Annotated in this window: 11 protein-coding genes; 3 read left to right on the plus strand and 8 right to left on the minus strand. The window is 29.3% G+C overall.

Annotated elements, in window-relative coordinates; translation table 11 throughout:
• Positions 1–197: 197 nt before the first annotated feature.
• The 5 genes from KLA_RS02710 to KLA_RS02730 all read right to left on the minus strand — a co-directional run bounded on the left by KLA_RS02710 (position 198) and on the right by KLA_RS02730 (position 5,456).
• A complete protein-coding gene (locus tag KLA_RS02710; protein ID WP_034643594.1) occupies positions 198–701 on the minus strand; it encodes a hypothetical protein in 504 nt (167 codons plus the stop codon).
• A 329-nt stretch (positions 702–1,030) separates the two neighbouring features.
• On the minus strand, positions 1,031–1,621 hold the full coding sequence (locus tag KLA_RS02715; RefSeq protein WP_051456023.1) for a tyrosine-type recombinase/integrase: 591 nt from the start codon (positions 1,619–1,621) through the stop codon (positions 1,031–1,033).
• Positions 1,622–1,849: 228 nt separating this feature from the next.
• Positions 1,850–2,107 carry a helix-turn-helix domain-containing protein gene (locus tag KLA_RS18605; protein WP_370511824.1) on the minus strand — a complete coding sequence of 86 codons (258 nt, stop codon included), beginning with the start codon at positions 2,105–2,107 and terminating at the stop codon, positions 1,850–1,852.
• Positions 2,108–2,734: 627 nt separating this feature from the next.
• Positions 2,735–3,373, minus strand: coding sequence for an ATP-binding protein (locus KLA_RS02725; protein WP_161633451.1), 639 nt, complete (start codon positions 3,371–3,373; stop codon positions 2,735–2,737).
• Positions 3,374–3,407: 34 nt separating this feature from the next.
• Positions 3,408–5,456, minus strand: coding sequence for an integrase catalytic domain-containing protein (locus KLA_RS02730; protein ID WP_034643600.1), 2,049 nt, complete (start codon positions 5,454–5,456; stop codon positions 3,408–3,410).
• A 278-nt stretch (positions 5,457–5,734) separates the two neighbouring features.
• Between KLA_RS02730 and KLA_RS17465 the strand changes: the two genes are divergently transcribed.
• Complete coding sequence (locus KLA_RS17465) at positions 5,735–6,106, plus strand: helix-turn-helix domain-containing protein (protein ID WP_051456024.1); 372 nt, start codon at positions 5,735–5,737, stop codon at positions 6,104–6,106.
• Between the two features lie 546 nt (positions 6,107–6,652).
• On the opposite strand, the gene KLA_RS02740 is transcribed toward KLA_RS17465, so the two are convergent.
• Positions 6,653–10,210, minus strand: a complete 3,558-nt coding sequence (locus KLA_RS02740; RefSeq protein WP_034643602.1) for an ABC transporter permease/M1 family aminopeptidase — start codon at positions 10,208–10,210, stop codon at positions 6,653–6,655.
• Between the two features lie 3 nt (positions 10,211–10,213).
• Positions 10,214–11,101, minus strand: coding sequence for an ABC transporter ATP-binding protein (locus KLA_RS02745; RefSeq protein WP_034643604.1), 888 nt, complete (start codon positions 11,099–11,101; stop codon positions 10,214–10,216).
• Positions 11,102–11,328: 227 nt separating this feature from the next.
• Here KLA_RS02745 and KLA_RS02750 point away from each other — a divergent pair, with 227 nt between their 5' ends.
• Both KLA_RS02750 and KLA_RS02755 read left to right on the plus strand, forming a co-directional pair.
• A complete protein-coding gene (locus tag KLA_RS02750; protein ID WP_034643606.1) occupies positions 11,329–12,456 on the plus strand; it encodes a sensor histidine kinase in 1,128 nt (375 codons plus the stop codon).
• Entirely contained in the window at positions 12,449–13,153 is a 705-nt protein-coding gene (locus KLA_RS02755) for a LytR/AlgR family response regulator transcription factor (protein WP_034643608.1), read from the plus strand. The genes KLA_RS02750 and KLA_RS02755 overlap by 8 nt, the downstream gene beginning before the upstream one ends.
• Before the next feature lie 183 nt (positions 13,154–13,336).
• On the opposite strand, the gene KLA_RS02760 is transcribed toward KLA_RS02755, so the two are convergent.
• Positions 13,337–14,782, minus strand: coding sequence for a T9SS type A sorting domain-containing protein (locus tag KLA_RS02760; protein ID WP_034643610.1), 1,446 nt, complete (start codon positions 14,780–14,782; stop codon positions 13,337–13,339).
• Positions 14,783–14,973: the final 191 nt, after the last annotated feature.

The following is a 14,973-nucleotide window of genomic DNA, read 5'->3' on the forward strand; positions in this document are numbered from 1 at the left end:
TTCCGTCTGCGCACGAAGCTAAAGCTTATTGTTTAGTTTTATTTTTTCTTTTCCAAAGCTAAATTCATAAGATTTAGTGACTTTATAAATATACACAGACCTTTCGATTTTGCCCTAAAGTCCGGATTACGTTTAGGTTTTGTTAGCAAATGTTATTTTTTTTAGAGTACTATTTTCAGACCTAGATATGTTCAATTTTATCTCAGATTTAAAGTATCGATTCCATCATTTTTGGTAGACTCTTGCTTTTTATATTCAAGTTTTTCTATACTCTCAATTCGTGATTCTATTTCTTGTATTTTGTTATTTTGCATATCGTTTTGCATTTCAATTTTAATCCATAATGCCAGTGCCGCAATAAATAGAGAAACAATTGGTATAAATATTTGAGCAAAGTTTTTTAGCCATCCCAAAATTATGCCCCAGTTTTTATCCAAATATTTTTTATTTGAATACGCACTTAGTCCAATATTAGTTTCAATAATAAACGAGTCTGAAGATTCAAGATATTTAATTTCATTACAAGCACTCAATTCAGAAATTATTACAGCATATAATTTTTTGTTTTTTCCGATAAGATTGATTATTTCTTTTTTAGGAACTACGATTACACCTTCCGCTTTTCCATCATCACTCATTCCTGAAGTCAACTTATCCGCTAAAACTTTCAGTATTTTATGCTTGGTTAAGTTGTACCTCATTTTTATAATATTTGTTAACTTGTTTATATGCGGAACTATAGCTCACTTATACACCTATATGGTAGGATATGTGGAAGTTTTGTTCCTTATATTATTCTGTGTATATTTTAAGAAAAGCTTCTTTTTCTCAATTTTTCACAAAATGTAAAACTATTTTTTTATGTTCAATTACGGAAATGTGTAATTGGGTAAGAATAACTTATAAATGGTATAGAATTAATTATGAGTAGCCTTTATTTTTAGGTTTTTAAACTTTGGTTTATCTATTACTCTTAAATCTTGTCAAAGAGTAATAGATATATTCTAAACAATATTATTATATAAAAACATTAACCCCAAAGCTTTTCAAATCTACTACTCACTACCCTAGTATAATTAACTGTATGCTTAGGATCTCTATGTCCTAAGTAATCTTGTATTAGTCTTAAATCATAACCTTTGTTAGCTAAATAAAAACCACAAGAATGTCTTAATGTATGTGGATGTACATTTTTTATATCAGTTTTATCTGCTGCTGCTTTTACTATATAATTTACAGCTTGCCTAGTAAGGGGTAAATTCCTTTCGTTTATAAATAACCAAGGCAAATTATCTTTTCTGGATCTTAAGTATCTTTTTATTGCACGTAGCTCATCCCCTACTATTGGATGCTCTACGGAAAGACTATTTTTTAATCTCTCTACCCATAACCTAGATTCCTTTAAATTAACATCAGTGAGCTTTAAATTAATTACTTCCGAAACTCTTAAGCCGTGCCTATACATCATTAGTAATAAAAGATAATTTCTAATAGGATATCTACTCTGTTTAGAAGCTTCTAATAGATCCTTTACCTCTGTATTACTTAGAAAATTTTTAGACCGCTCGTGATCATCTGTCGTTACTTTTTTGTTACTCTTTACATTTCGCCCTTTGACCATATTTTTAATGTATTATACAAAAACAGTAGATTCAATAACATAATTCATTAACTCTTTACAAAATACACATTTTGTAAAGAGTTAATAAATCTATAAATATAATATCAAATGATATTACTATAGTAAGATAAAATATAACTGTGTTACAAGCAAAAAAACTTGATTCTTGAGGTAAAGAATAATAAAAAAGAAAAAAATCAAAGGGGAAGATTATCCACCTAATTTGAACTAAAGGTTAACTTCTTTAAAAAAATCAGAGAGTTTCATCTGATAGTAATCACAGAGAGATGATAATGTACTAACTGTAATATTAACTCTAGCAGTTTCTATTCTAGAAATGTGAATACCCGTATCATTGTAAACATCCTCTTGAGTTAGAGCCTTACGCTCTCTCATTTGTTTAAGTTGTGTACAAATTTTCTGTATTAATATATCGTTTCTAAAATGACTTCCCATAAAGTTTGAAAAGTCGAAAGAATTTAGCATTTTTATAATGACATATATGTCATTAAATATAAATCATCATTAGCAACTATATTAAATACCAAATTGTACTAACAGACTGTGTTCCTGAAGATTCAAGAATACCCATATTTGAATATTGGGGGTATGATAAAAAAGAGTCTGATTTTGTTTTTAAGGAAATAAACTTAGATAAAGACATTCGAAACAAAATATATAAGCATTCGTATGCAATATTAACTTTTAAAAACTGCACATTATGTTTTCAAAAAGTAAAAATAAAAGTAAATAACAGGAATGAGTTTCTAAAAACAATTCAAAAAAATCCTATAGTTTGTGAAACTTGCGCACAATATTCACCAAACTATAGTCTTAATTCTGAAATAAAAAAACCTATTAATATTATTCTAGGAGAATTAACTGATCCTGAGTTAAAAGTACTAACAGGAATAGTAAAACTTAGAGACAAAAAACTTATATATAGACATATATTTAATAATGATATTCTAGATACTAAAATTTGGAAAATTATTAATCTATTACAAAGAAAAGGTTTAATATGGGTTGAAAGAGATAGTAATTGGAAAATTGAATCATTTGAATTCAAAAATGAAATAAGCGACTTTATATAGGATAGTAATACATAATTTTTTAATAAGACCCTTCTTCATCCTTTTCATCTTCTGAAGGCCTATTTTTTAAACGATTAATTAATTCACTAAAACTGTCTATATCTCTATATTTTTTTATTTCTTCATCACTAGTTACTTTAAAATCTTTACATATATCACTAATTTCCCTGAATGTTGGTAATCGTAATGTTTCTATTTTTTCAATTCGCCTAAATACTTCAGGGATTCCAATTACTTTTTTTTCTTTCCAAAGAAATAAATTATCATAAAAATATTCTGGTCCGGCTAGTATGATTCCTAATCTGTCACTTGTTTGATCTCTAAGCTCGTGAATATATTCTAATTGTCTTGGTTTAAATTTTCCTGCTTCATCTATTATTAATAATAATTTTCTTTTGCTTGCCTTAATCTTAGAAACGATAACATTAATGATATCATATAACGATAAATTTAAAACATCACCTTCATAACCCACCGCATTTAATAACTCAATATAAAATTCTTTAGCACTCATACTCTTTCTTACTATCATATAGATTACATTTTTATTTGTTTTTTGATAATAACTAAGTCCAACAGTTTTTCCTGCGCCAGGATAACCTATTATAGCTATCATTTTTAATTCTTCTTTTGTGCTTTTACAAAGTTCTTGAATCATTAAAAAATTTAAAGTAGCATAAATTCTCATAGATCTAATCTTCTATAATTCTAATACTATCTTTTTTCCTCATCTCATTTCTTACTTTATTATAAGTGTTATTACTTTTATATTTTTCTTTTTTTCTCTTCATAAATTGCTTGCCCTTATCTTTTGGATAATTTAAATTGATTATTTCTGAAATTAAATAATCATCTTCAGCTTGGCGATAGATTTCTTCTTTGGTCTTTTTAGAATTGAAATCTTGAAGTATTGGTATAGAATTTAGTTCCTCCTTAGCTTCATCCAAATCTCTTTGTACCATATCAAATTGATCTTGCATTCGTTGATTCTGTTTTTCGCTAAACTTTTTAATCTTAACTAGTTCTTCAGGATTAGGTACTATAGCTATACGCTCGTCTATTTCTAATTTCCATATATATTCTCCATTTTTCATATCGAATAAGTATATTGAATTAAGATTACCTTCATCATATCTTACATAAACATATTCATTATTAAGCTGATTGGCTTTCTTAATGTTTTGTATAGTATAAGTTACTACTAAACCTTTTACACTCATTCTGACCATCGAGTTTCTTACTTTTATTCTTTTTTGACTAAAGAATATTTTAGCTATGTCTCTTTTTAAAAAATTTCTTTTTGGAGCTAACCAACTAGCATCTTTGGAGTTCTTTACTACTTTTTTATCATTATTACAGGTATTAATAAGGCGACTAACAGCATTGATTAACTGTTTTTTAGTTCGTAAGTTTGAAGGTTTATTATAAAACCTTTCTAAACTTTGAGCTGCTCTACCGTCTGCAATCTTAGATTTAATACCATAACCTAAATTACCCATTAGTTGATTTAAATATGAACTTGAAAATGTTCTAAACCATCTTTCTACGTGACCCTTATCTCTTGGGTTATACGGTCTCGATTTTCTTACATCAACTCCATATTCATCCATTACATTAATAAATTTTTTAAATTCTTCAGAGGAATATGATGAATGGCTGTCTACAACAATTTGTTTGGGAATTATAGAAAACTCCTTAAACGCCATTCTAATAGATTCCATTATTAAAACTTGATTTTCTGAATCTGAGAATGAATAACCAATAATTTTTCTAGTAAAAACATCCATTACAACACACAGGTATAAGGACTGAATTTTTTTATCTTCTGAAAGGTATTTAATGTTTAATCTTGTCGAATCTATCTGAAATAATTCTCCAATAAATTGAGGCTCTTTACGTGTTAGGTATGGAAATAAATCATTGTATCCGAATTCAATTCCTTTCCTTAATATATCATATTTATTTCGAAACTCATTATTACGCATAAAAAGTGTTACGGAATTATAGGAGATTGTATTTAAACCTCTCTCAGTTAATTCTAAATTAACTTTATCTCTAATTTGCTTTCTAGAGTACGCCTTAGGATTACAGTAATAATGAATAATTCTTTTTTTAGCAAAATTATTTAACCGATAATTATTTCTTCCAAAGCGCTTAAATCCGTGAACTAAAGCATCAGGAATCCCCATTCTTTCGGCTTCTAAAATCTTTTTAGAGAAATAATTATAACTTTCATTCCAAAAAACTGCATTTTCAAATTTTAAATAAACCGTATGAATATCGCATAGTTTGTAATTTCTACTCTTCTTTAATTCTATTACACAACTAATGATAGAATGGGTTTTTGCAAATAAATTTCTTTTTTCAGCATCTAAAAAATATAGTACATAATTGGGTATATACTGTTTCCAATATATTGGATTATCCCATTGAATTTTTAATAACAAATTAATTTCACTTCTAATTTTAAAAATGTCATTTTTTTCTATTTCTCTTAATGTTTTTAGGGCTATATCCCTATCTGTAGAAATATTAAACTTTTTTAAAAGACGTTTCGGAATGGACTCATAATAAATCCATTTCTTATTGGTTATTGGATCCTTATGGGCGTGAAAAAAAATAGAATTACCTTTGTTGAACTTTGAGATACTATTTTCCATAGTTCTTCGGTTACAACCTAAATCAACTAAATAATCAATAGAAATTATTAGTTTCTTATCTTTAATCTTGTAATTATCCATATGTCAAGAGTTTAATTAATATATACTTTTAAGTCATTGTATCTAAAAAATATTATTCTAATCTTTATTCTAAAAATTCTCATTAAGAAAATCGGGATTTCCCTTTTATTTATATTGCAGGTATTGCAAGTATTGCATATATTGTAAATATTGTAAATATTGCAAATAACAATATGTGCTTCATAAAAATTGCTTTTAGCACTAAAAGTAATTTAAATCTATAAAGGTTTAATAAAAGTATAAAAATAGTATAAAAAAGTTTAATATCCCAAAGAATAATGACTATAGGTGAGAGACTTAAGGAATTAAGAACGCTAAGAGGATTAACTTTAGTTGAGCTAGAGGACAAATCAGGTGTATCCTTTGTACAAATTGGTAGATATGAAAATAACAAAGCCAAGCCATCAGCTAAAACGATTTTTAAGCTAGCTAATGCTTTAAATATTGGAATAGAAGAATTAACTAATAAGTTAATCCACACTACAAATAGTGATGATCCAGATTTTATAAAATTGGATGCAAAATATACAAAGCTTAAAAATTTAGAAGTAATAAGTAAAGAGTCTAAAAATGCAATAGAGAAAATTTTTGATCTTGTGATTTTAGAATCGTCAATAAATGAAGCAAAACTAAAAAAATATAAATGGTAATTTTAATTTAGCATTATTCCAAAAAAATGCTTTTTTAGCAGTTTTAAATTGTTAGCTATCTTTTCAGAAAACCTCTTTACCTCCTATAAACATTAATAAATAAAGAGTTATTTACCGTAACTCGAATTGTCAATTTTAAATTAACGGTTACAATTTCAGCGATATTTCACATAATTAATGATAATTGTCTTTATGCTTATATCATTAATTATGTAAAACTAAAATACATTTTCACAAAAGGTTATAAAACTACAATTAACTTTATAATTATAACTAAATGTATACTGCTGATAATTTACGTATTCTGTAATTAGGTACAGCAATTTTAAAATACGCGATTCTCGTGGATTTGTTTTTTAGTTAAATACGATTTGAAACGATATTTAAGTAAAGTATTATATCCAAATACAATCATCCACTGGATAATTGCATTTGGATAGCCTAAAATATGGACGCTCATTTCTCCTATTGTTTTAACCACCCCGAAACTTTGGGGTTATGAGGCCAAGTTTAACATCGAGATTCTATTTTTTAGAATTCCTTTTATTAAAATCTATATATATTATCAACTAAATTCTCATCAGACCGTGTTCCATAAGGATCAATAGCTATGTAATTGGGGGGGGCGCTTACAATAAACTTTACTTCAGTGATGTCATCGCTAATTAAATTTGACTCATAATACAATACAGAACTATCCTCTTTTACTAATGATGGATGTGTTGTAAAAACTCCAACTTTAATAGGTTCGTTTATTCCTATTGGTACTATTTCACCATTGTTTATAGTTTCAAAACGTTTCGCTTTTATAATCGCTTTAACCTCATAAGTCCCATTTTCTAATTCTACATAAGAACTTTCCTTTATGCTTAAGTCGTAAGTAACTACTTTTTTAAACCAATCGTCAATTAAGTTATGCTGCTTTTTTGGTGTAACGTTATAAAGCAAATGCAAAAATTCGATTGTATTGGCTTCTAAAGTGTTACAATTACGATATGTATCGGTTAACTTTTTTAGAACATAATTAACTTGTTCTTCGCCAATAAGGTCTCGCAACGCCAACATAACGTGTAATGCTTTTCCATAAGAAATATAGCCTTGACCAAGAACTTTATAAACTGGTGGTTCTAGGTCACTTGCAAAAGATCTTCCTGAAAAATAACGCCTTCTAGCATTTTCACTCAATTCATAGACAGCACGTTTGCCATACATCTTTTCCATGATAACGGCTTCGGTATACTTTGCAAAACCTTCTACAAAAATAGATCCACCTGCAACTGGTTTTGCAGACAACGTATGTCCCCAATATTGATGAGCCACTTCATGAATGGTTCTTTTAGCAACTAGATTGAAAGTCTCGTCGTTTCTAACATCTGCTAAATACAAGCGGTCTTCAACCATACTTATCACTCCAGGATGCGCAAAGCCACCAAATGACCAATGTGAAGGAATTTCTGCTATTCTAACATGGTTAAATGCATAATCTCCAAAGTTTTCCTCACAATAATCTAGGGTTTGTTTGGTACTGTTTTCAATGTCTTCAATATTAAATGTATGTGCTGAATCATAATACTGCTCAATAGTAATGCCTTTATAATCCACCTTTTTAGTTTTATAGCTTGCAGATAAATAAGCAATCATAGGTATTACTTTGTTTTCAGATTTATAATGATAATAGTTTCTATTATTTTCTGACCATTTGTTAACAAGGCTACCAGAACTCAATGCCGTTTGGTTGCTACTTGTAGATATAATGGTTTCAAAGTTTGTTTTTTCATTGTTAAAATTTTCAAGAGCAATATGTTCATCAGAAATAATGTCTTCTTCTCGCTTTGGTAAATTCCGTTTTTTTCGTTCTACTTTGTTAGTAATTTCTATTCCAGAACTATATCCCAACATAGGCTCAAAATTTCTGTGAGTTATATAAGTACCATTATTTACAATGGTTTTGTCCGTTTCATAACCATTAAGTTCGTGTTTCAATTCAAAAGTATAGCGTACAGTATCGTTGGGCTGTAACGGTTTTCCAAAGTGAAATATATAAATACCATAAACACAATCATATGTTACTAAATTTGCATTTTCAATAGTTATAGACTCTAAAGGAAGACGTTCTGTGACAAAAACTTTTGATAAGGGTTGGTCACTTCCGTTTTTCAATATATAGTCCGCTTTTAGGGTATAACGACTTTCTTCTGGAAAAATAGCAACTTCAGTTTTTCTGGATATGGAATATGGTCGCTCTAAATTTTCATATTGTTTGAACTTTTTCTCATACTGTTCTCTAAAATCTAAATTATCGGCTCTGGTTTCATACTCTGAAACAATACTCATATTGTAAAAAATCAAACTTCCGAAACCAATAAATACTACAATTAAAAGATAAGACAATACTTTTTGAATAGTTGTAAAGCCATATTTAAATTGCTTTAGTTTCGTTGAAAAATTAGCCACTACTCCTCTATTCCATATTTTAAAAGATATGAGTACCAGCAGTAATCCTAAGGATAACCAATACATAGCTAAATGATTGAATAGGCTTAAACTGCCATAAAAACCATTCATATTTGTAAAGGAAATTCTTGGCATAAAACCAAGACTTGTTAATGGATGTTCTAGTCCTAATGCATCAGATTTAAAACTTAACAATACAATAAAACCGAAGATACCCATGCCTAAATACTTACTTCTTGCTAAACTATTTATAAATAAGGCAATCATACTAAATACAGCAAGTTGTAATCCTAAATGATAATATAACGATGTGTATAGGCCAAACTCAAAATTGCTATAGTTTAAAGATATCTGAAACAAGATGCACATAATTATTCCTGTAGTGATAATAATGACAGGTAATAACAAGATTGCAAACAACTTTGCAAGAAAAAACACACTATTTTTTGTTGGTACGGCATCAATAATTAAATTAAAGTTTAAGCTGCGTTCTTTCCAAACTATTTCAGCACTATAAAAAATTATTAAAATAAGACTAAAAAGCGTTAACGGATTTACTATTAAACTTATAAGTTGGTTTGTAAATGGGTATTGACTCACACCATATTCGCCACCACTAATAACGGTACTATACAATTCTGAAAAAACTATAGCTAACCACATAATCAATATGGCAATAAATTGCAAACTCTTAAACACACTTTTCAACTCGATCTTTAACAAAGAGAAAAATGCTAAATACTGTGCTTTAAAATTATGTACTGTCGATAATGGTTTATAAGCCACTAATTGGGTGTTTTTGCTTATTGGTTTATTGGCTTTTTTAACTTTTTTAGTGATTTTTCTAAACGAAAACATCATGTAGGTTGCAAGTAATATTCCCAAACCAACGACGATCCAAATCAATCTATTCCATAAAAAAAATCCAGAAAACGATAGTAATTGTGAGTTTTTTTGAAAAGGTGTCCAATATTGTGTTTGCTCAAAAAAAGCAGCCACACCAAAGGGGTCTACAATTGCTGCAAAAGCCATAGCTTCTGCTGAAGCAGGAACAGATTGTGCTAGTATAGGCGAATTTAAAAATAGAGAACAAACAAAATATAACATATAAACAAATACGGCACTTACATAAGTTGCTATACTATTTTTTGTTAAGGTACACACAGAAAATATGATTGCTGAACATATAAACAAATTAGGCACAACAATATATAACCATGGTTGAACATAAGTTAGCAATTGGAAATCACCTATACGTTCTGCATCCAAATCAGAAGAATAGTTTCCAAAGATATAGCCTAATATAAAAGGTGTAAAAGCTAAAACACTAAATATAAACGTACCTAAAAACCGGCTCAAGAAATAATAAGACTTTTGTATTGAAGAACAGTAAATAAGCGATTCCATATTGTGCTGCTTATCACGAAGCATAGCACTAATGGCAAAGAACATTATTATAAAAACACTCCCTAATGTAAATAAACTGGTATGGAAATACACTTGATAAACTGAATTATAATCAACTCCAGTTGGTGCAAAACCTTGTCTACCAACAAAAACTCCTAAGGCTAAAAACAAAATAACGAATATAGGAAATGCGCGTTGTTTTAACTGATAAAAAGTTTCAAATCTTAATAATTGCTTAAACATAACTTATGCCTTTTTTGTTTGGTTATTAAAAAGTGAAGCGAAATAGAAATCTTCTAGATTAGGTGTTATCAATTGGAAGTCTTTTTCTGGCTTTTTATTAGACAAAATTCTAATTTGCGTATCACCTGCTACTAATTTTGTTGAAATCACATCAAAGGTGTTTTTATACACTTCAATATCATTTTTAGGAATTATTTTTGTCCATATTTTTCCTTCAATACTAGCTACTAAATCTTTCGGATTTCCTTCTGAAATAATTTCACCATTAGATAAAATGGCCATTTTAGGACATAGGTTTCTAACATCTTCAACAATATGTGTGGATAAAATAACAATAACATTCTCTCCTATTTCACTCAATAAGTTTAAAAATCGATTGCTTTCTTCTGGGTCTAGACCAGCTGTTGGCTCATCTACAATAATAATTTGCGGATTTCCTAATAAGGCTTGTGCAATACCAAAACGCTGACGCATACCTCCAGAAAAAGTATAAACCGCTTTTTTTCTGTGTTGATAGAGATTAACTTGCTTCAACAGCGCTGTTACTTGCTTTTTACGCTGGTTTTTATCTAAAATCCCTTTTAAAACTGCTAAATGATTTAGTAGTTTTTCAGCAGAAATTTTTGGATACACACCAAACTCTTGTGGCAAATAGCCTAAACATTGTCTAATGTGTTCTGGTTTTTTAATGATATCAGATTTATTAAAAGAAATGCTTCCTGAAGTAGGTTCTTGTAAGGACGCAATAGTACGCATTAAGGATGATTTTCCTGCGCCGTTTGCGCCTAATAGACCAAACATACCATTGGTAATTTCCAAATTAATGTTGTTTAGCGCTCTCACACCATTAGGATAGGTCTTGCTTAAATTATTGATTTGTAATGTATTCATAACTGTTGATTTTTAATTGATGTACCGTTTTCTATTATTATAATGCAAACATAAAAAGAAGAGAACCTCCTTTATAATTAATATGACGTATGGTATTTATATAAAGTCATACACAGTAAAATGCAATATCAATCACATTCATGTAAAAAATCATAGCGTTGGACTAAATTTTATTAGTGTCTATCAACTTTCTTGTTAATACAGGAGGACATACTTACTTTTGCTATATGGTTGAATACATCAAAAAATATAGAGCCTTTTTAATGGCACTAATTATTATACCCATATTTTATATGTTGGATTATTTTGGTGTTATAAAAATTCCTAATGATGATCCGCTTGAAGTTATATTAATTACCCTGTTTTGGTGGTTGTCCATAGCATTACCTATTCATAATTACAACTATATAAAGCGTCAAGGTGTTACCATACTTAAAGTTATGGTGCTTACTGCTGTTTTTATCGTAGCATTAGTTGTAGATACTTTAATGGATATACCAGATAATCCTGTGACTTTTATAATATTAATGGGTTTTTGGATAGGTGTTGTGTATTTACTGGTTCCTGCATTTATAAAAAAGTACTGGAAACTTATTGCACTTATTTACATCCCATTATTTATATATTTCCTTTATTTGAGACTGTTTTATGGTGATTTAGAAACCTATCTAGACATTAAGAAAGATTATCCATTCTACGTATTCTTTTTACCCATACCAATTTTGTTTTTCCTTTGGGTTTATGAACAATGGAAATGGTTTCAAAATTTGAAAAGTGAAAAGTCTAAAGCCGAATTAGCCATGCTCCAGGCGCAAATGAATCCGCATTTCTTTTTTAATACCCTAAACAACTTATATGCCTTAACCATTAAGAATTCTAATAAAGCACCTGAAGTCATTTTAAAATTGTCTGATATGATGCGCTATACCATTTATGAAGGTAAAAAGGACTTTGTTACTATAGGTGAAGAAATCGCGTATTTAACTAATTATATCGAATTGCATAAAATCCGCTATAAAAAAGACGTGGATATTCAGTGTTATTATGATGTGGATACCCATTTAAAAATAAAACCTTTACTATTCATTATCTTGTTAGAAAATGCTTTTAAACATGGCGTTGAATCCTGGTCTAAAAATAACGCGTACATTCATATGAATCTGACGTATACCGATAATTTTGTGCAATTTGAAATTGAAAATAATTTCGATGGGACTCATACTAATGAAGGTGGAATAGGTCTTGAGAATCTAAAAAGGCGCTTACAATTATTGTTTGGTAAAAACTATACGTTACTATTTAATAAAACAGATAACACCTATAAAGTAACATTAAAAATACCACCGCATGCTTAAGTTTATAATTGTTGACGACGAACCTTTAGCTCATGAAGTCATAACGGAATTATGTCATATAATTCCGCATATAGAATTGGTTCATAATTGTTATAGCGCTATGGAAGCTATGCAGTTTCTTAATGAACACAAGGTGGATTTTATGTTTATGGATATTAATATGCCCAAATTAAAAGGTCTCGACTTCCTAAAAACCTTGAGCCAACCACCAAAAACAATTATAACTACCGCGTATAAGGAATATGCATTAGAAGGTTATGAATTAAACGTAGTCGATTACCTTTTAAAACCATTTAGTTTTGACAGACTGGTAAAAGCCGTCAATAAGGTTTCAAAGTTGCAGACATCTAAACCGCTAATACAAGAAGTTTCAAACAGCAATACCAACCCTACTAGCCTATTTGTAAAAGGCGATAAAAAGTATCTCCAAATAGATTTGAATGATTTGTTATATATTGAAGCCTATGGTAATTACACCAAACTATTTTTAAAAAATGAAATGTTTATTAGCCACGAAAAAATATCATATTACGAAACTATTTTAAATGAAGATAGTTTTTTAAGGGTTCATAAATCGTTTATTGTTGCAATTAATAAAATTAAATTTATAGAAGGTAATCGTATTTTAATAAACGAGCATAAAATTCCGATAGGGCAAACATATAAGAGTATTGTAAACAGGCTATATAATAATTAATTCCCATTCAACACACATTACACTTCCCTCCTACGTCGTTTTATAAAAAGAGTGTTTATTCACTAGATAAATATGTTTGTTGCATAATTATGTATGCTAGTAAAAAACACCCAATAACAAAAAAAACAGAATTAAGTTTAACCTCAATTCTGCCTTTATTATTTAATTTATTTAAATTTTCAGCTATTGAATAAGCAATTGTTTTGTTTCATTTTTGTTGTTACCAGTAATTGTAACAGTATACAAACCTGGTGGTAATGCAGAAATATCTATAACAGTAGTACTATTTTTAGCTTTTATAGTACGTACTACTGTACCCACAGAAGTAATTACTCTAATAAAATCTCCTTTAGTAGCTACCACATTAACTACTGTATTCGCAGGGTTTGGATATACAGTTCCTGCGTCAGTATTAATAATACTGCTATTAGATGTACAGTCAGATACTTTAGTCCATTGGTTTGAAGAACAACCAGAAGCTCCACCTGGTCTACAACTACCATTACTAGCTTTTAGTTCATAAATTGCATTATTAAGCTTTACTCTGTCTCCTTTTGTAAAATTTCCTGATTTTTTCCAAGTTGGAGCTGTTGAACAGTTACCAACAGGATTATTAGTTCCTCCAGAACCATTTTTTTCCCATACTCTTATATAATCTACGTGCATAGATACTGGCATTTCATCTATATTCTTTTTTGCTCTAGGATTTACTTCTGGGTTCACAGGCTCAAATACATTACCCTGAAACGCTACAAATGGTACTCTTAAACCTAATGATGCTATAACATACATAGGATTATCACTCCAATAAGTATTATCTAAAGCTCTACCTACTCTAACGCCATCTACATAAAAATATAATTTAGTAGGTGTTATTTCACAACCATATGTATGCCAACCTTTTGTAGGATCAAATTTACCTGGTAACTCATACTTATTTAATTGAGCAGCTCTTGCTTTTGGTTGTTTTGGTCTAAACCAATCTCTACCAAAACTTGCTTTTTTTACTAAATGAAGATTAGATTCTGCATCTGTAATTAAATCTTGTTGATGCCCAACCGGACCATTAGGATCAAAATCAAATTGTTGTAGTTCTACAACATCAATTTCTGTGTATACAGCCTCACCAATTGGTTTATTATCAAAAAACTTACTGTATAACCAAAAAGACGGACACACACCTCTGTATTTGTCAAGACCTGTTGCTTTTGGAGAGTTAATTTCTGCACCATAAATTCTGGATTCTACATAACCTACAAAGTTTTTAGGCAACTGTTTAATAGTTTGTAAACAGCCACTTTTAAAATATGTAATGCCATCTCTTGCATTATTGGCGTTTTGACGCATAGTAAGCTCAACAGAGCGCTCACCTTTATAATTTACCGGTTTAGCATTGGCATTGTTATCCCACTTCCAAGCTTTTGTGTTTGGTAAATTAGCCGTTTTACTCCATTTGCTCCAATTAATGTTACCTGTATTAAATTCATCTGAAAAATCGTTTAATAATTTAAAATTATCATTCGGATTAGATGTTTGTCCGTTTGGTTTTTGGCTGTACCCTAGCAAGCAAATAAATGCCAGAAGAAAACTTAAAAATACCTTTTTTGGTTTCATAATTTTTAATTTCATAGTAGTCTGTTTTTTGTAATTAACATTGTTGTTTCGAAACAAATCTAGTAAGAAATATATTACAAAATAATAAAGTGTGTAAGACTGCTAAAATAGTTTTAGCATTGGGTAATATGGTGCTAATTGCACCATATTAGTATCATATAAATACTAAAACTACTAGCCTTTTTATAAAATACAAGTGAAGAAAT

Source organism: Cellulophaga geojensis KL-A (genome assembly GCF_000568425.1).
Taxonomy (GTDB): domain Bacteria; phylum Bacteroidota; class Bacteroidia; order Flavobacteriales; family Flavobacteriaceae; genus Cellulophaga; species Cellulophaga lytica.